Here is a 17,189-nt window from a genome sequence, read left to right on the forward strand (position 1 = left end):
CCAGATCGCAATCGGGTTCCCATGCACCGCAGAAACTTCATCGCCGCCTCGGCCGCGGCCGGGGCCGTCTTTGGCCCTCTTGGCCCTCTTTCGTCCGCCTTCGCCGCGGAGAGCGGTGTCACCGACACCGACATCGTCCTGGGCCACACCGGCATCCTGAGCGGCCCGCTGGGCGTGCCGGTCAAGGTGGTGATGGCGGGGGCCGGGCTGGCCTTCGATGCGGTCAATGCGCAGGGCGGGCTGTCGGGCCGCAAGATCAAGGTGGTTTCGCTCGACGACGAACTCAAGCCCGAGAAGGCCCTGGCCAACTACGAGAAGCTGCTGGCGGAGCACCGCGTCTTCGCCTTCTTCGGCTGCGTGGGCTCGGGCACCACGGCCGCCGGCGCCAAGGTGGTGAACCAGAGCGGCGCGCCGACGGTGGGCGGCTATGCGGTGTCGGACTCGGCCCGCGAAAAGATGGGCGGCGCCGGGTACTTCGTGCGCGCCACCTTCGCCCGCGAGGCCCAGGCGCTGGTGCAGCACCTGACCACCATCGGCGTGACGCGCATCGGCGTGGCGTACCTGGACAACCCCGGCGGCGCGGAAGTGGCCCAGCTGGTCGAAGCCGCGCTGGCCACGCTCAAGCTGAAGCCGGAGGCCGCCGTGGCGGTCAAGGGCGACGGCACGGGCAACGAGGCATCGGGCAAGGCGATTGCCGACAGCAAGGCGCAGGCCGTGATCATGTACCTGGGCGGCGGCATCGGCGGCGAGGTCATGAAGGCGGCCTGGGCGGCCGGCGGGCGCCAGATGTACTACGGCATGTCGATCGTGCCGGGCGACGTCACGGCCAAGCTCGTGGGCGACAAGACCAGCGGGCTGGCCATCTCGCAGATCGTGCCCTACCCGTGGAGCGAGGTCGACACGGCCGCGCGCGAGTTCCGCCAGCTGGCCGAACGCGCCAAGGTGGACATCGGCTACCTGGCCTACGAGGGCTATGTGAATGCGCTGGTCATGATCGAGGGCCTGCGCCGCACCGGCCGCGACCTGACGCGCGCCAGGCTGCACACCGCGCTGAAGGCGATGAAGCTGCGCATCGGCGGCATGGAGATCGACTTCACCGGCACGAGCAACACGGGTTCGCGCTTCATCGAGATGGTGCGGGTGACCAAGGAAGGCAAATTCATCCGCTAGCGGCAACCCGATGGTCGGGCAAATCGCACGGCGGGCAGGGGCCGGCGCGAATCGCGGTCTAATCGCTGCCATGTGCCAATTGCTAGGGATGAACTGCAACACGCCGACCGACGTGACCTTCAGCTTCACGGGGTTCGCGCAACGCGGCGGCCGCACCGACCACCATGCGGACGGCTGGGGCATCGCGTTCTTCGAGGACCTGGGGCTGCGCCACTTCGTGGACCACCAGCCGGCGTGCGAATCGCCGGTGGCGGAGCTCATTCGCCGCTACCCCATACAGAGCCGCAACGTCATCGCGCACATCCGCAAGGCGACGCAGGGCGAGGTGAACCTGCAGAACTGCCACCCCTTCGTGCGCGAGCTGTGGGGACGCTACTGGGTGTTCGCCCACAACGGCGACCTGAAGGACTTTCGCCCGCGCCTGCACGGCAACTTCCACCCGGTGGGCAACACCGACAGCGAACACGCCTTCTGCTGGCTGATGCAGGAGCTGGCCAAGTCGCACGCCGGCGTGCCGAGCATCGAGGAGCTCACGCTCACGCTGCGCGAATTGGCGCCGCAGCTCGCGAGCCACGGCACCTTCAACTTCATGCTGTCCAACGGCCAGGCGCTGTGGGCGCATGCCTCCACCAACCTCTGGTACGTGGAGCGCCAGCACCCGTTCGTGACGGCGCAGCTGTCGGACGAAGACCTGGCGATCGACTTCGCGCAGCACACCACGCCCACCGACCGCGTGGCCGTGGTGGTGACCGCGCCGCTCACCACCAACGAGACGTGGACGCAGTTCGCACCGGGCGAGCTGCATGTGTTCGTGGACGGGCGGTTGTCGGGGGTCTGATTGCAAACAAAAGTGCGGTCTTTTGACTGACACTTTTTAGCAACAGTGCATGAAAGTATCGGTGGGTGGATGCAAACGGGAGAACAATAACGGTTCTCATTTGCATTGTTCGATCCGCCCATGTTCACTCCTTCGTTCCATCTCCGGCCTACCGTGGTCGCATCGCTGCTCGCGCTCAACGCCGTGGCAGCATTGGCCCAGACCCCCGCGGCCGAACCTGCTGCTGCGGCGGCGTCGAGCGGCACGCTGTCCACGGTGAACGTGGAAGCCAGCGCCGACGCCTCGGCGGAAGGCCTGACCAAACCCTACGCCGGCGGGCAGGTGGCGCGCGGTGGGCGCGTCGGCATCCTGGGCAACCAGGACATGATGAGCACGCCGTTTTCCAGCACCAACTACACCAACGAGCTGATCCAGGACCAGCAGGCCAAGAGCGTGGCCGACGTGCTGCTGAACGATCCGTCGGTGCGCCAGGCCCGCGGCTTCGGCAACTTCCAGGAGCTGTACGTGGTGCGCGGCTTCCCCGTGTACTCGGACGACGTCTCGTACAACGGCCTCTACGGCATGCTGCCGCGCCAGTACATCGCCTCCGAATTCTTCGAGCGCGTGGAAGTGTTCCGCGGCGCCAACACCTTCCTGAACGGCGCGGCCCCCGGCGGCAGCGGCATCGGCGGTGCGATCAACCTGCTGCCCAAGCGCGCGCCCAACGAACCGCTCACGCGCGTGGGCTTCGGCGTGCAGACCGGCGGCCAGGGCTTCGTCAACCTCGACCTGGCTCGCCGCTTCGGTCCCGACGACAGCCTGGGCGTGCGCGTGAACGCGGTGCGCCGCGAAGGCGGCACCGGCATCAAGAACGAGAGCCAGCAGCTCAGCGCCTTCGGCGTGGGCCTGGACTGGCACAGCCGCAACGTGCGCCTGTCGGCCGACTTCGGCTACCAGGACTACGACCTGAAGGACGGTCGCCCCAGCGTCACGCCTTCTTCCACGCTGCCGATCCCGCGCGCGCCCGACGCCCGCACCAACTTCGCCCAGCCCTGGACCTATTCCAAGGAAAAGGACAAGTTCGCCACCTTCCGCGGCGAAGTCGACATCACCGACAACATCACGGCCTGGGCCGCCGGCGGCGTGCGCCGCAGCGACGAAGACAACGTGCTGTCGAACCCGACGCTCACCAACGCCTTCGGCGACACCAGCAACACGCGCTTCAGCAACACCCGCAAGGACCGCATCGGCACGGCGGAACTCGGCGTGCGCGGCACCTTCGCCACCGGCCCCGTGAAGCACACCGTGGTGGCCTCGGTGGCCAAGTACAGCAACGACCGCGACAACGCCTACGCCATCTCGTCGGGCAGCGTGCGCAACAACATCTACGCGCCGTATGCCTCGATCTATCCGATCGCCAACGGCGCGGGCGGCTTCGTCGGCAACACGCTGGCAGACCCGCGCCTGACCGACAAGATCGACACCTCCAGCGTGGCCGTCGCCGACACCATGGCCTTCATGGACGACCGCCTGCTCGTCACGCTCGGCGCGCGCCGCCAGACCATCGAGCAGACCAGCTTCGCCTACACCACGCTCAAGCAGACCAGCAGCTACGACAAGAGCAAGACCACGCCGGTGGCCGGCGTCGTGTTCAAGATCACGCCGACCGTGTCGGCCTACGCCAACTACATCGAAGGCCTGGTCAAGGGCGAAGTGGCGGGCACCACGGTGAACAGCCGCCCCGTCACCAATGCCGGTGAAATCTTCGCGCCGTACCAGGCCAAGCAGAAGGAAGTCGGCGTCAAGTACGACGGCGGCACGCTCGGCGCCAGCGCCGCGTTCTTCACCACCGACCAGCCCACCTACTACTACTCCGGCCAGACCTACGGCCTGTACGGCAAGCAGCGCAACCAGGGCCTGGAGTTCTCGGTGTTCGGCCAGCCCACCAAGGGCCTGCGCCTGCTCGGCGGCCTGACGCTGCTCGACGCCAAGCAGAAGAACACGGCCGGCGGCGCAACCGACGGCCTGGACGCCATCGGCGTGGCCAGGCAGCAGGCCAACCTGGGCGCCGAATGGGACGTGCCCGGCCTGCGCAACCTGTCGCTGAACGCTCGCCTGCTCTACACCTCCAAGCAGTACGCCAACGCCACCAACACCCAGTCGGTGCCGTCGTGGACGCGCGTGGACATCGGCGCGCGCTACCTGGTCGACCTGGGCAACGGCCGCGCGCTCACGCTGCGTGCGCGCATCGACAACCTGTTCAACAAGTCGTACTGGGCGTCGGTGGGCGGCACGCAGGGTTCCAACTACCTGGTGCTGGGCGCGCCGCGAACCTTTGCAGTGAGCGGCACGATCGACTTCTGACCGCCGACGCCCTCGCGCTACCGCGCGAGGTGCGCCTCCAGCGCGTCGATGAACATCTTCGGCACGTCGAAGCCCGTCTGTTCGGTGATTTCCTGAAAGCAGGTCGGGCTGGTCACGTTGATCTCGGTGACCGAGTCGCCGATCACGTCCAGCCCGATCAGGAGCAGTCCGCGCGGCGCCAGCACGCTGCCGATGGCCTCGGCGATCTCGCGGTTGCGCGCGGTGAGCGGCTGCGCCACGCCCTTGCCGCCGGCCGCCAGGTTGCCGCGCACCTCGGTGCCCTGCGGAATGCGTGCCAGCACGAAGGGCGCCGGCTCGCCCGCGATGATCAAAATGCGCTTGTCGCCCTGCACCACCTCGGGCACGAATCGCTGCACCATGATCGTCTCGGCGCCGTCCTTGTTGAGCGTCTCGACGATGGAGCCCAGGTTCAGCGCGTCCTGCTTCACGCGGAAGATGCCCATGCCGCCCATGCCGTCGAGCGGCTTCAGGATGATGTCGCCGTGCTCGGCATGGAAGTCGCGCACGGCCTGCGCGCTGCGCGTGACCAGCGTGGGCGTGACGAACTGGGGAAACTCCATGATCGCGAGCTTCTCGGGGTGGTCGCGCAGCGCGCGCGGCGAGTTGACCACCTGCGCGCCTTCGCGCTCGGCCTGCTGCAGCAGGTGCGTCGAGTAGATGTACTCGGCGTCGAAGGGCGGGTCCTTGCGCATCAGCACGGCGTCGAAGTCCTTCAGCGCCTTGCTTTCGGTGATGTCGACCGTGTACCAGTCTTTCGCATCCCCGGTCAGCGTGATCTGCTGCACCGTGGCCGTGACCAGCCCGCCCGACTTCCACTGGATGTCCTGAGGCAGGCAGGCCGCGATGCGGTGGCCGCGGCGCTGGGCCTCGCGCATCATCGAGAAGGTCGTGTCCTTGTAGATCTTGAACTGGTCGAGCGGATCGGCGACGAAGAGGATGTTTTTCATCAGATGTTCTTTCCGGCGCCGGGAGCGGCGGCCTCAGGGATGTCGGGCGCGATGTTGCCGGAAGGGGCGATCTCCTTGCCGGGCGGGGCCTTTTCCACGCCTTGCGACCGGCCGATCTGCTGCACCGCCAGCGCCACCGCCCCGGCCACCACGCCCCAGAAGGCGGAGCCGATGCCCGCCAGCGTCACGCCCGAGAGGGTGACCAGGAAGGTGATCAGCGCCGCCTCGCGGTGCGACTCGTCGCGCACCGCAACCGCCAGGCCGCCGCCGATGGTGCCCAGCAGCGCCAGCCCGGCGATGGCCGCGACCAGCTCTTTCGGAAAGGCCGTCAGCAGCCCGGTGACGGCCGCGCCGAACAGGCCGATCACCACGTAGATGGCGCCGCAGCTCACGGCGGCCGTGTAGCGCCGCGCCGGGTCTTCGTGCGCCTCGCGGCCCATGCAGATGGCCGCGGTGATGGCGCTCAGGTTCAGCGCAAAGGCGCCGAACGGCGCCAGCACCAGCGTGGTCAGCCCGCTGATGGTGATGAGCTTGCTGACCGGCAGCCCGCCATAGCCCGCCGCGCGGATGGCGGCCACGCCCGGCAGGTTCTGCGAGGCCATGGTCACCACGAACAACGGCAGCGCCAGGCTGACGATGGCCTGCCAGCTGAAGACCGGCATCGTGAACACCGGCCAGGTGAGCGAGAAATGCACCGCCGACCACGCCAGCTGGCCGCGCGCCGCGACGAACACGATGGCCACCAGCAGCGTGAGCGGCACCGCGTAGCGCGGCAGCAGCCGCTTGGCGACGAGGTAGGTGCCGAGCATCAGCAGCACCAGCGGCAGCGCCGTTTGCGCCGCGATGAAGGCGCCGAGCCCGAAGCGCGCCAGCACGCCGGCGAGCAACGCGGACGCGATGGCCATCGGGATCTTGTTCATGACGCGCTCGAACCAGCCGGTGGCGCCCGCCAGCACCATCAGCACCGCGCAGACGATGAAGGCGCCGACCGCCTCGTTCATGCTGTAGCCCATGCCCGCCACCGCCAGCACGGCCGCGCCGGGCGTGCTCCAGGCAATCATGACGGGCTGGCGCCACCACAGCGAGGGCAGCACCGAGGCCAGGCCCATGCCGATGCCCAGCGCCCACATCCACGAGGCCGCCATTTCCGGCGTGGCGCCGAAAGCCTGGGCGGCCTGGAACACGATGGCCACCGAGCTGGTGAAGCCCACGAGCACGGCCACGAAGCCCGCGGTGAAAGCCGAAAGGCTCAGGTCCTTGAAAAATCGCATCGCGCGATTGTGCCGCCGTGCCGGAGGGCGCCGGCACGGCGGCTTCAGGGCTTCAGAGACTCAGGCCGCGCCCAGGTAGGCCTTGGCCAGCGCGCCGTCGGCCGCGATGTCCGCCGCGCTGCCCTGCGCCACGATGCGCCCGCCTTCCATCACATAGGCCCGGTCGCACAGCGCCAGCGCGAGCGCGGCCATCTGGTCGACCAGCAGCACGGTGAGCCCTTCGGCGCGCAAGCTGTCGAGCGCCTCGAACAGCTCCGAGATGATCTTCGGCGCCAGCCCGAGCGAGGGCTCGTCGAGCAGCAGCACGCGCGGCTGCGACATCAGCCCGCGCGCGATGGCCAGCATCTGCTGCTCGCCGCCCGACAGCAGCCCCGCACGCTGGTGCAGCCGCTCGCGCAGGCGCGGAAAGCGCACCAGCATGGCCTCGGTGCGCGCGTCGATGCCGCGCCCGTCGAGAAAGGCGCCCAGGCGGATGTTGTCGCGCACGCTGAGTTCGGGGAACACCTGCCGGCCTTCGGGCACCAGCACCAGCCCGCGCGCCACGATGCGCTCGGCGGGCAGGCCCGCCAGTTCCGCGCCTTCGAGGTGGATGCCGCCCTGCACCGGCCGGTGCAGCCCGGCCAGCGAGCGCATCAGCGTGGACTTGCCCGCGCCGTTGGCGCCCAGCAGTGCCACCAGTTCGCCGCGCCGCACGCGCAGGTCGATGCCGTGCAGCACCGGCTCGGCGCCGTAGCCGGCCACCAGCGCGCCGATGCCCAGCACCTCGGGCGCGTCCGCCGGCAAGGCGGGGCGCGGTGCCTTCGGGGACGCGCCGGCCGTCATCGCCTCGCCCAGGTACGCCTTGCGCACCGCCGGGTCGGCCTGGATGGCCGCGACATCCCCCACCGCCAGCCGCTGCCCCGCGTCGAGCACCACGAGGTGGTCGGAGATGCCCATGACCAGTTCCATGTCGTGCTCGACCAGCAGCACGCCGATGCCAGCCGCCGCGATGCGCTGCAGCAGTGCGGCAAGCTGCGTCTTGTCTTCGCGCGAGAGGCCGGCCGCGGGCTCGTCGAGCAGCAGCGCCTGCGGCGAGGTGGCCAGGGCGCGTGCGATCTCGACAAGGCGGCGGTCGACGTGCGCGAGGTCGGCGGCCGGCGTGTCGGGCGAACCCGCGTAGCCACAGAAGGCCAGCAGCTGCCGCGCCTGCGCGCGCGCCGCGGCCGAGCGGTAGCGCCGCGCGCCCAGCAAGGGCCCGAGCGTGCCGCGCCCCAGTGCGAGCGCCACGTTGTCTTCCACGCTCAGGCTGCCGAACAGCTGCGAGGTCTGGTAGGTGCGCGCCACGCCGGCGCGTGCGATGCGGAAGGCACGCAGGCCCTGCAGCGGCGCCTCGCCCAGGCGGAAGCCGCCACCCGTGGGCCTGTAGAAACCGCTCAGCATGTTCAGCACCGTGGTCTTGCCCGCGCCGTTCGGGCCGATCAGGCTGGTGATGCCGCCCGCGTGCGTGCCGAAGGCCAGGTCGCTCACGGCGCGCACGCCGCCGAACTGCATCGTGAGGCCTTCGGTGCGGATCGGTGCGCCCGATGCGCCAGGCGCGCGGGGCGGCAGGCCCGTGGCATCCGCGCGCAATGGCAGCAGCGCCGGCTGCCTGGCGAAGCGCGCAAGCACGGGGGCCATCACGCGCCGCCACAACCCGGCCGCACCGTCCGGTGCCGCCCACAGCACGACCAGCAGCAGCAGGCCGAAGAACAGCAGCCGGTATTCCTCCAGGCTCGCGAGCACCTCCGGCAGCAGCGCCACCACGAGCGCGCCGACCACGGGCCCGGCCACCGAGCCCGCGCCGCCGATCATCACGACCAGCACGAACAGAATCGACTGCCCGAAGCCGAAGGTGTGCGGCGTGACGAAGCCCGACAGCGGCGCGAACAGCCCGCCCGCCGCGCCCGCGCACAGCGCCGACAGCGCGAAGGCCACGGTCTTGATGCGCAGCGGATCGAGTCCGATCGACTCGGCCGCCGTCTCGCTGTCGCGCACCGCGCGCATTGCAGCGCCCCAGCCGCCGCGCGACAGCAGCGCGAAGGCCACGAGCGCCACGCCGGCCGTGAGCACCGCCAGCATGGCCGCCGCGCGCTCGCCCTGCGCCAGCCCGAAGAGCGAAGGACCCGCGATGCCCATGATGCCGTTCTGCCCGCCCGTGAGGTCGCGCGCCTCGACGATCGCGTGCTCCACGATGAAGCCGAAGGCGATGGTGATCATCGCGAGGTACGGCCCCTTGGCGCGCAACGCCGGCAGCGCGAGCAGCGCACCCATGGCGCCCGCGATGAGCGCACCCACCGGCCATGCGGCCCAGAAGCTCCAGCCGGCCTTGCTCGTGAGAATGGCGACGGCGTACGCGCCGATCGCATAGAAGCCCACGTGCCCGAACGACATCTGCCCCGTGAGCCCGAGCAGCACGTTGAGCCCGATGCCGACGATCGCGAACAGCGCCACGTTGGCGAGCACGAACACGTAGTAGCCGTTGACCGTGGCCGCGAGCGCAACGCCCACCGCCATTGCCGACACGAGCACGAACAGCGCGGGCCAGCGCATGCCTGCCGATCTCATACCTTCTTCACCGCCGCGCGGCCGAACAGCCCCTTGGGCCGCAGCGCGAGCACCACGATCACCAGGGCGAAGGTCAGGATCTGCGTGTAGCCCGAACCCAGCGTGGCGGTGATCAGCGCTTCGGCCAGGCCGAACAGCAGCCCCGCGCCCATCACGCCCCATGCGCTGGTGATGCCGCCCAGGATCGCGACCGCGAAGGCTTTCAGGCCGAACAGCGTGCCCATGTCCGCCTGCACGTTGAACAGCGGCGCGATCAGCACGCCCGCCACGCCCGCGAACACGGCCGACAGCGCAAAGGCCGCGGCCACCGCGCGCCGGATCGGAATGCCCATGAGCCGCGCGGCGGCCGGGTTCTGCACCACGGCCAGCATGCCCACGCCCCAGCGCGTGCGCCGCGCCACCACGTGCAGCGCCGCGGCCAGCGCCAGGCCCGCCACCGGAATCAGCAACTGCAGCGGGTACACGCCCAGCCCCACGTCACCCACCTGCAGCGGCGTAACCGCCAGCGGCGACGGCAGGCTGCGCGGCTCCTTGCCGAAGGTGAACATCACCAGGTTGTCGACCACGATGCCCAGCGCCACCGTGGCCATCAGCCAGGCTTCGGAGCCGCGGCTCGCGAACGGGCGCACCGCCACGAACTCGACCACCAGCCCGTACACGCCACACAACACGAGCGCCAGCGCAATGGCCAGCGGCATCGGCCAGCCCAGGGTCTGCGCGAACCCGAAGGTGAAGACCGCGCCCAGCATCATCGCGCTGCCCTGCGCGAAGTTGACGGTGCCCGAAACGGCGTAGGTGACGTAGAAGCCCAGGGCGATCAGCCCGTACATGCTCCCCAGCCCCAACCCGCTGATCCATGCGGAAAGCAGCATTGCGCGCAGCCCTCTTCTTTTCTTACTTCGCCGCGACCATGCCCACGGGCAGGATGCGGTTGTCGATGAACTGCGCCCACACGTAGTCGTTGGCGGTCACGGCGTCGTGCACGGCGGGCGAGAAGGGCTTGTCGTAGGTCTTGATGAGGCCTTCGTACCTGCCGATCTTGTAGAAGCCCTGGCGCACCGCGTCGCCGTCGGTCGAGCCGGCCGCCGCGATGGCCAGCGCCGCGAGCTGCATTCCGTCGTAGGCGTTGGCCACACCCACGGCGGGCGTGATGTCGTCCGGGCCCTTGATGGCGGGGTACTTGGCCTTCAGCGCGGCGATCACCTTCTCGCCCACCGGCGACTGCTTGCCGAAGAAGCTGTAGGTCTGCACGAAGTGCACGTTCTTGCCGTTGGGGCCGGCCAGCTCGGTGAAGCGGCCGCCCGCCGGGCCCCAATGCGACACGATGGGCACCTGCCAGCCCATGCGGTCGAGCGACTTCACCACCTGCGCCGACGGGCCCACGTTGCCGACCATGAACAGCGTGTCGGCGCCCGCGGCCTTCAGCCGCGTGAGCTGCGGCACCACGTCGACGTCGTTGCCGTCGAACTTCTCCACGGCCACGGCCTTCAGGCCCTTGGCGGCGAGCGCGGCGTGCAGGCCCTTCTCGTTCGATTCGCCCCACGGGTTGTTGACGAGGATCATGCCGAACTTGCCCGCCTTGAAGTTCTTCTGCGCGTAGTCGAGCATGCCCACGTTGACGATCTCGTCGACCGCCGACACGCGGAAGGCGTAGTTGGGGTTGGCACCGTTTTTGGTGATGGGCGTGCCCGCGGCCCAGGGGCCCATGAAGGGCGTCTTCTCCTGGTTGGCGATGGGCACGATGGCCATCGACACCGGCGTGTCGAGCCCACCGAACAGCACCGCCACCTTCTCCTTGAAGATGAGTTCGCGCGCGGCCACCACGCCCTTGGCGGGGTTGGCCTCGTCGTCGCGGCGCACCAGCTCGAGCTTGCGCCCGCCGAGCAGCCCGCCCTTGGCGTTGATCTCGTCGATTGCCACCGTGAGGCCGCGCGTGATGGCTTCGCCGGCCAGTGCCGACTGGCCCGACAGGGCCGTGACCAGGCCGATCTTGATCGGCTCGGCGGCGAAGGCCGCACCGTGGGAAAGGCAGGCAGCGGCAACGGCTGCAAGGCACAGCGTGCGGCGGTTGAAGCGAGGCGAACGGGACATGGCGGACTCCTGGGTCGAAGAGAAGCAGGGGATGGACAAGGGATGAGGCACCCAACAAGGTGCATCGAAATGCGCCGAAGCGACTGGCCAGCCCCGGATGCAAGCGGCATGCCAAGTTGACAATTTATCCATCGAATTGTCGACAATCCAAATTCGAGTGTGTCAACAATCAGGCACAGGAATTGCACGATTCCGCCACGACATACCGCCGTGCACCGCCATGGCTCACAACGACTGGAGAACCGCATGACCACGCCCGCCGCACCGCCCCCCCACACGCTCGACCCCGCCGCCGTGGTCGACGAGTTCCTTCGCCTGGTGATGATTCCCGACCCGCAGTCGGCCTCGCGCTTCACCGCGCCCGGCATCCGCATCCGCTTCACCGGCAACCGGCCGATGCAGGCGCCCGGCGACACCTCGGCCTTCAATGCCAAGCGCTATGCGTGGGTGAAGAAGAAGATCGAGCGCACCGAAACGGTGGCCGGCGGCACGCCCGAGGCCACCGTGGTCTACAGCCTGGGCACGCTGTACGGCGCATGGCCCGACGGCACCGCTTTCGAGGACAACCGCTACGTCGACCGCTACGTGGTGAGCCACGGCCTCATCGTGCAGATGGACGTGTGGAACGACAGCGCCGAATGGCTGCTGGTGCGCGCCGGCCTCGCGGTGCTGTGAGGACCGGCGCATGACCACGCGCTGGCCCGAACTGCTGCCCACGCACGACCGCTTCGACTACCGGCCCATCACCCGGCGGCCCGACCACGTGTGGCCCAACGGCGCGCGGCTGGCGGTGTACCTGGGCTTCAACGTGGAGCACTTCGCCTTCGGCGACGGGCTGGGCGCTTGCATCGGCCCGGCCTCGCCGCAGCCCGACGTGCTCAACCACGGCTGGCGCGAGTACGGCAACCGCGTGGGCGCATGGCGCTGCCTGGAGCTGTTCGACGCGCTCGCATTGCCCACGGGTGCGCTGATCAACACCGCGCTGTACGACCACTGCCCGGAGCTGGTGCAGGCGCTGGTGGCACGCGGCGACGAGCTGATCGGCCACGGCCACAGCAACGCCGAACGCCAGGGCGTGCTCGACGAAGTGCACGAGCGCGCGCTGCTGCAGCGCTGCCGCGAACGCATGGTGCGCGAGAGCGGCCAGACGCCTTCGGGATGGCTGTCGCCGTGGATCTCGGAGAGCGCCGTCACGCCCGACCTGCTGGCCGAGACAGGCTACGGCTACACGCTGAACTGGTGCCACGACGACCAGCCGATTCGCATGCGCACGCGCGGCGGCGGTGCACTGTGGTCGGTGCCCTACCCGCAGGAGCTCAACGACATTCCGATGATCGTCGGCCGCCTGATGGACGCGAAGGACTTCAGCGCGATGGTGGTCGACAACTTCGAAGAAATGCTCACGCAGGCGCGCAGCCAGCCGCTGGTGATGGGCCTGGCGCTGCATCCGTACATCGTGGGCCAGCCTTACCGGCTGCGGCATTTGCGCACCGCGCTGGCGCACCTGGCGCAGGCGCGCGACCGGGGCGACATCTGGTTCACCACGCCGGGGGCCATTGCGGCGCACATGACGCAGCTGGCCGCGGAGCGGCCCGGAGAGTTCGACTGAACCACAGGGTGCGTGGGCGGGCTCGATAATCTGCGCGTTCCCACCGCCCGCTTTCCACCCCATGGCCCGTTCCCCCTCGCCGCCGAAGCCCGCAGCCGCCCGGCGCAAGCCGTCGCCATCCGCCGAACCCACCGCGACGGCTGCGCCGGTCACGCCGGCCACGCCAGCGGGGGGCGAAGGTGACATCGAGGAACGCATCTACCGCTCGGTCTTCGAGGGCGTGACCAACCAGCGCCTGGCACCCGGCACCAAGCTGCCCGAGGCCTCGCTGTGCGAGCTGTTCGGCGTGAGCCGCGCGCTGGTGCGCAAGGTGCTGCAGCGGCTGGCGCACGACCACATCGTGGACCTGCGGCCCAACCGCGGCGCCATCGTCGCGATGCCTTCGCCGGAAGAAACGCGGCAGATCTTCGAGGCGCGCCGCGCGCTCGAGGCCGCGCTGGTGCGCATGGCGGTGCGCAACGCGACCAAGGCCGAAGTGGCCGAACTGCGCCGGCACCTGAAGGAAGAACACGCGGCCATGCACCGCCACACGCAGCCCGAGTGGGCGCGGCTGGCCAGCTCGTTCCACCTGCGCGTGGCGCGGCTCGCGCGCAATCCGATCCTGGAGCGCTACCTCACGGAGCTGATGTCGCGCTGCTCGCTGATCGTGGCGCTGTACGAGCCGCCCGGCAACGCCGCGTGCGAGCACGGCGAGCATGCGGAGGTGGTCGACGCCATCGCACGCGGCGATGCGGACACGGCCGTGCACCTGATGGAAGCGCACCTGCTGGTGCTGGAGCGGAACATCGCGCTGGACCGCCCGGCCGCGCAGCGCAGCCTGGGGCAGATGCTGGGGCTGGGCTGAACCGGCCCGGCCGCACACCCCGCGGCCGCGTCAGATCTCGATCTTCGAGCCCAGCTCCACCACCGCATTGTTCGGCAGCCCCAGGAAGGCGGCCGCGCCACTTGCGTTGTGGTGCATCTGCGCGAACAGCTTCTCGCGCCACGGCGCCATGCCGCTGCCCAGCGTGGGAATCACCACGTCGCGCGACAGGAAGTAGCTGGTCGTCATCGGCTCCAGCTGGCAGCCGCGCAGGCGCGCGTTGTCGAGCGCGCGCGGCAGGTCGATGTCGTTCTTGAAGCCGTAGTGCACGATCACCTGCCAGCAGTGGTTGCCCAGCGCGTCGATCTCGATGCGCTTGTCCATCGGGATCCAGGGCACCTCGTGGTTGCGCACGGTGACGAACATGTTCTGCTCGTGCAGCACCTTGTTGTGCTTCAGGTTGTGCAGCAGCGCGTTGGGCACGGTGCCGGGTTCGGCCGTGAGGAACACCGCCGTGCCTTCCACGCGCACCGGCGGGCTGACGAACACCGAGCCCAGGAAGGACTTCAGGTCGATGGCATCGGCATGCTGCGCCTCGCCCATGAGGCGCCGGCCTTCCTTCCACGTGATCATCAGCGTGAAGACGAAGCCGCCGATCATCAGCGGGAACCAGCCGCCTTCGAACAGCTTGAGCAGGTTCGACGCGAAGAACATGAAGTCGACGAAGAAGAACAAGGCCGTCGAGCCGATGCAAAGCACCAGCGGCAGCTTCCACGCGTAGCGGATCACGAAGAAGGTCAGGATGGTGGTGATCAGCATGTCGGTGGTCACCGCGATGCCGTAGGCCGCCGCCAGGCTGCTCGATGTGCGAAACATCACCACCGCCAGCACGATGGCCACGAACAGGCCCCAGTTGACCAGCGGAATGTAGATCTGCCCGGCCGTGCGCACGCTGGTGTGCTCGATGTTCAGGCGCGGCAGGTAGCCCAGCTGAATCACCTGGCGCGTGACGCTGAACGCGCCCGTGATGAGCGCCTGCGACGCGATCACCGTGGACATCGTGGCCAGCAGCACCAGCGGAATCAGTGCCCACTCGGGCGCCATCATGAAGAAGGGGTTCTTCACGGCCTCGGGGTTCTCCAGCAGCAGCGCGCCCTGGCCCAGGTAGTTGAGGGTGAGCGCCGGCATGACGACCGAGAACCACGCAATGCGGATCGGCTTCTTGCCGAAGTGGCCCAGGTCGGCGTACAGCGCCTCGGCACCGGTCACGCACAGCACCATGGCGCCCAGCAGGATGAAGCTGGTGCCCGGGTTGTCCCAGATGAACTTCAGCGCATACCAGGGGTTGAGCGCCTTGACGATCTCGGGGTGGTGCAGGATCTGCCACACGCCCAGCACCGCAATGGCCGCGAACCACGCCAGCGTGACCGGCCCGAAGAACTTGCCGATGCCCGCGGTGCCGCGCTTTTGCACCGCGAAGAGGCAGAACAGCACGACCAGGGTGATGGGGATCACGTAGTGCGAGAAGTGCGGCGACACCACCTCCAGGCCCTCGACCGCCGAGAGCACCGAGATGGCCGGGGTGATGACCCCGTCGCCATAGAAGAGCGATGTGCCGAAGATGCCCACCACCAGCAGCACGTGGCGCAGCCGGGGCTTGTCGGCCACCGCGCGGGACGCCAGTGCGAGCATGGCGACAAGGCCGCCCTCGCCTTCGTTGTCCGCCCGCAGCACCAGCACCACGTACTTGATGGAGACGATGACCGTGAGCGTCCAGAAGAACATCGACAGGATGCCGTAGACGTTCTCGACCGTGAACGGCACGTGGCCGTGGCCGAACACTTCCTTGACGGCATACAGCACGCTGGTGCCGATGTCGCCGTAGACGACGCCGATGGCGCCGACGATCAGGCCGGCTGAGAGGTTTTTGGGGGCTGACACGAAGTCGATGGGAAAAGGGCAGGCTGCTGGAATCGACGCGTCAGACACGCCGGGGTGCGACGAAGGCGAACGTCCGTACGCTCGCCCGCATCACCCCTCCCGCCCTTTTGTTTCCGTTGCTGTGGGGCCGCTATTTTGCCGTTGCCCGCCGCCGCCGCAAGCTGCGGCCCTTCATTTAGATCTTCATTCGTAGATTTCGGCGTCCGGGTCGGTCGCCTCCATCTCGTAGCTGGCGGCCACCATGGCCAGCCGGCCGACCACGCCGTACATGTAGAAGCGGTTCGGCGCGCTGGCACCGGGCTTGGCGCCGGGCTGCGGCATGTGCGCGCTTTCAGAGAAGGCCAGCGGCACGAAGCTCGCGCCGGGCAGCTTGAGGTTCTCGTCGGCGGCCTGCTCGGCATGCACGCGGTAGAAGCCGCCCACCACGTAGCGGTCCATCATGTAGACCACCGGCTCGGCCACGCCGTTGTGCACGCGCTCGTTGGTCAGCACGCCTTCCTGCACGATCAGCTCGGTGGGTTCGCGCAGGTCGCGCCCGCCCGAGATCCTGGCGGCCGATGACGTGCTGGTGCGCGACTTGCCGATCAGCGCCTCGACCTCCTTGGCGTCGCGCACCGTCACCACGCCCGGGCTGCCGCTGCCGCTGTGGCCGCCCTTGACGACCACGAACGGCTTCTCGTTGATGCCGTATTCCTTGTACTTGCGGCGCACCTTGGTGAGCACCGCGTCCACGTGGCTGGTCAGCACGTCGATGCCGCGGCCTTCGGCCACGTCCACGCCCTCGGCGCGCGCATAGATCGGGTTGATGAGCCAGGGGTCGATGCCCAGCAGCTTGCCGAAGCGCTTGGACAGCTCTTCGTAGCTGTGCAGGTGGTTGCTCTTGCGCCGCACCGACCAGCCTGCGTGCAGCGGCGGCAGCAAGTACTGCTCGTGCAGGTCTTCGAGGATGCCGGGCGTTCCTGCCGAAAGCTCGTTGTTGAGCAGGATTGTGCAGGGATCGAAGTTCTTCAGGCCCAGGCGGCGCTTGGTACGGACCACCGGTTCGAGCGTCACGGTCTCGCCGTTGGGCAGCTCGATCTTCTTGGGCGACTTGATGGCCGGATCGATCGACCCGATGCGCACGTTGAGCCCCGCCATGTGGAAGATGCGCACCAGTTGCGCGACGTTGGCCAGGTAGAAGGTGTTCTTGGAGTGATTTTCCGGAATGACGAGCAGGTTGCGCGCCTCCGGACAGATCTTCTCGATGGCGGCCTGCGCGGCCTGCACGGCCAGCGGCAGCATCTCCTTGGTGAGGTTGTTCCAGCCGCCGGGGAACAGGTTGGTGTCGACCGGCGCCAGCTTGAAGCCGGCGTTGCGGATGTCCACGGCGCTGTAGAACGGCGGCGTGTGCTCCATCCATTCGAGCCGGAACCAGCGCTCGATGGCAGGCATCGAGTCGAGCACCCGCTGCTCCAGTTCATTGATCGGGCCGGTCAGGGCAGTGACGAGATGCGGAACCATGCGGCGGCCTTGTTGGTTTTGTGCTTAAAGGTGGAGCGGAATTGTAGGATTTGGGGATGGCCGCCCCAATGAC

The 17,189-nt window shown here is 68.7% G+C and carries 13 protein-coding genes; 6 read left to right on the forward strand and 7 right to left on the reverse strand.

The annotated features are described in order from the left end of the window. Positions 1-21: 21 nt before the first annotated feature. The 3 genes from ACSFBM_RS31860 to ACSFBM_RS31870 all read left to right on the forward strand — a co-directional run bounded on the left by ACSFBM_RS31860 (position 22) and on the right by ACSFBM_RS31870 (position 4,351). Positions 22-1,170: an ABC transporter substrate-binding protein gene (locus tag ACSFBM_RS31860; protein WP_435438985.1), complete on the forward strand. Its 1,149-nt coding sequence runs from the start codon at positions 22-24 to the stop codon at positions 1,168-1,170. 70 nt (positions 1,171-1,240) lie between these two features. Beyond that, entirely contained in the window at positions 1,241-2,008 is a 768-nt protein-coding gene (locus ACSFBM_RS31865; protein ID WP_435487967.1) for a class II glutamine amidotransferase, read from the forward strand. Positions 2,009-2,128: 120 nt separating this feature from the next. Beyond that, on the forward strand, positions 2,129-4,351 hold the full coding sequence (locus tag ACSFBM_RS31870) for a TonB-dependent receptor (protein ID WP_435487968.1): 2,223 nt from the start codon (positions 2,129-2,131) through the stop codon (positions 4,349-4,351). A gap of 17 nt (positions 4,352-4,368) precedes the next feature. On the opposite strand, the gene gshB is transcribed toward ACSFBM_RS31870, so the two are convergent. From gshB to ACSFBM_RS31895, 5 genes are read right to left on the reverse strand one after another with little or no spacing between them, the layout of a single operon-like run. Continuing rightward, positions 4,369-5,319 carry a glutathione synthase gene (gene gshB / locus ACSFBM_RS31875; protein ID WP_435487969.1) on the reverse strand — a complete coding sequence of 317 codons (951 nt, stop codon included), beginning with the start codon at positions 5,317-5,319 and terminating at the stop codon, positions 4,369-4,371. Continuing rightward, entirely contained in the window at positions 5,319-6,590 is a 1,272-nt protein-coding gene (locus tag ACSFBM_RS31880) for a benzoate/H(+) symporter BenE family transporter (RefSeq protein WP_435487970.1), read from the reverse strand. Before ACSFBM_RS31880 ends, gshB begins: the two co-directional genes overlap by 1 nt. Positions 6,591-6,650: 60 nt before the next feature. Continuing rightward, entirely contained in the window at positions 6,651-9,173 is a 2,523-nt protein-coding gene (locus ACSFBM_RS31885; RefSeq protein ID WP_435487971.1) for a branched-chain amino acid ABC transporter ATP-binding protein/permease, read from the reverse strand. After that, a complete protein-coding gene (locus tag ACSFBM_RS31890) occupies positions 9,170-10,045 on the reverse strand; it encodes a branched-chain amino acid ABC transporter permease (RefSeq protein ID WP_435487972.1) in 876 nt (291 codons plus the stop codon). The genes ACSFBM_RS31885 and ACSFBM_RS31890 overlap by 4 nt, the downstream gene beginning before the upstream one ends. A 22-nt stretch (positions 10,046-10,067) precedes the next feature. Next, the gene (locus ACSFBM_RS31895; protein WP_435487973.1) at positions 10,068-11,264 is read right to left on the reverse strand and encodes an ABC transporter substrate-binding protein; all 1,197 of its coding nucleotides are present in this window, start codon (positions 11,262-11,264) and stop codon (positions 10,068-10,070) included. Between the two features lie 246 nt (positions 11,265-11,510). Between ACSFBM_RS31895 and ACSFBM_RS31900 the strand changes: the two genes are divergently transcribed. The 3 genes from ACSFBM_RS31900 (at position 11,511) to ACSFBM_RS31910 (ending at position 13,717) form a co-directional block, all read left to right on the forward strand. After that, the gene (locus ACSFBM_RS31900) at positions 11,511-11,939 is read left to right on the forward strand and encodes a nuclear transport factor 2 family protein (protein WP_435487974.1); all 429 of its coding nucleotides are present in this window, start codon (positions 11,511-11,513) and stop codon (positions 11,937-11,939) included. Between the two features lie 10 nt (positions 11,940-11,949). Next, entirely contained in the window at positions 11,950-12,873 is a 924-nt protein-coding gene (locus ACSFBM_RS31905) for a polysaccharide deacetylase family protein (RefSeq protein ID WP_435487975.1), read from the forward strand. Between the two features lie 61 nt (positions 12,874-12,934). Then, positions 12,935-13,717 carry a GntR family transcriptional regulator gene (locus tag ACSFBM_RS31910; RefSeq protein WP_435487976.1) on the forward strand — a complete coding sequence of 261 codons (783 nt, stop codon included), beginning with the start codon at positions 12,935-12,937 and terminating at the stop codon, positions 13,715-13,717. 30 nt (positions 13,718-13,747) lie between these two features. Here the strand turns inward: ACSFBM_RS31910 and ACSFBM_RS31915 are convergent, their stop codons facing one another. Both ACSFBM_RS31915 and gshA read right to left on the reverse strand, forming a co-directional pair. Next, positions 13,748-15,616: a potassium transporter Kup gene (locus ACSFBM_RS31915; RefSeq protein WP_435487977.1), complete on the reverse strand. Its 1,869-nt coding sequence runs from the start codon at positions 15,614-15,616 to the stop codon at positions 13,748-13,750. A gap of 183 nt (positions 15,617-15,799) precedes the next feature. Next, entirely contained in the window at positions 15,800-17,116 is a 1,317-nt protein-coding gene (gene gshA / locus ACSFBM_RS31920) for a glutamate--cysteine ligase (protein ID WP_435438974.1), read from the reverse strand. Between the last annotated feature and the right edge of the window lie 73 nt (positions 17,117-17,189).

Source organism: Variovorax pasteuri (assembly GCF_051216435.1).
Classification (GTDB): domain Bacteria; phylum Pseudomonadota; class Gammaproteobacteria; order Burkholderiales; family Burkholderiaceae_C; genus Variovorax.

Bases quoted from the DNA above. Each gene is read 5' to 3' on its own strand.
- gshA (WP_435438974.1), bottom strand. From the start codon at position 17,116: ATGGTTCCGCATCTCGTCACTGCCCTGACCGGCCCGATCAATGAACTG.
- ACSFBM_RS31880 (WP_435487970.1), bottom strand. From the start codon at position 6,590: ATGCGATTTTTCAAGGACCTGAGCCTTTCGGCTTTCACCGCGGGCTTC.
- ACSFBM_RS31900 (WP_435487974.1), top strand. From the start codon at position 11,511: ATGACCACGCCCGCCGCACCGCCCCCCCACACGCTCGACCCCGCCGCC.
- ACSFBM_RS31885 (WP_435487971.1), bottom strand. From the start codon at position 9,173: ATGAGATCGGCAGGCATGCGCTGGCCCGCGCTGTTCGTGCTCGTGTCG.
- ACSFBM_RS31865 (WP_435487967.1), top strand. From the start codon at position 1,241: ATGTGCCAATTGCTAGGGATGAACTGCAACACGCCGACCGACGTGACC.
- ACSFBM_RS31860 (WP_435438985.1), top strand. From the start codon at position 22: ATGCACCGCAGAAACTTCATCGCCGCCTCGGCCGCGGCCGGGGCCGTC.
- gshB (WP_435487969.1), bottom strand. From the start codon at position 5,319: ATGAAAAACATCCTCTTCGTCGCCGATCCGCTCGACCAGTTCAAGATC.
- ACSFBM_RS31890 (WP_435487972.1), bottom strand. From the start codon at position 10,045: ATGCTGCTTTCCGCATGGATCAGCGGGTTGGGGCTGGGGAGCATGTAC.
- ACSFBM_RS31870 (WP_435487968.1), top strand. From the start codon at position 2,129: ATGTTCACTCCTTCGTTCCATCTCCGGCCTACCGTGGTCGCATCGCTG.
- ACSFBM_RS31910 (WP_435487976.1), top strand. From the start codon at position 12,935: ATGGCCCGTTCCCCCTCGCCGCCGAAGCCCGCAGCCGCCCGGCGCAAG.
- ACSFBM_RS31895 (WP_435487973.1), bottom strand. From the start codon at position 11,264: ATGTCCCGTTCGCCTCGCTTCAACCGCCGCACGCTGTGCCTTGCAGCC.
- ACSFBM_RS31905 (WP_435487975.1), top strand. From the start codon at position 11,950: ATGACCACGCGCTGGCCCGAACTGCTGCCCACGCACGACCGCTTCGAC.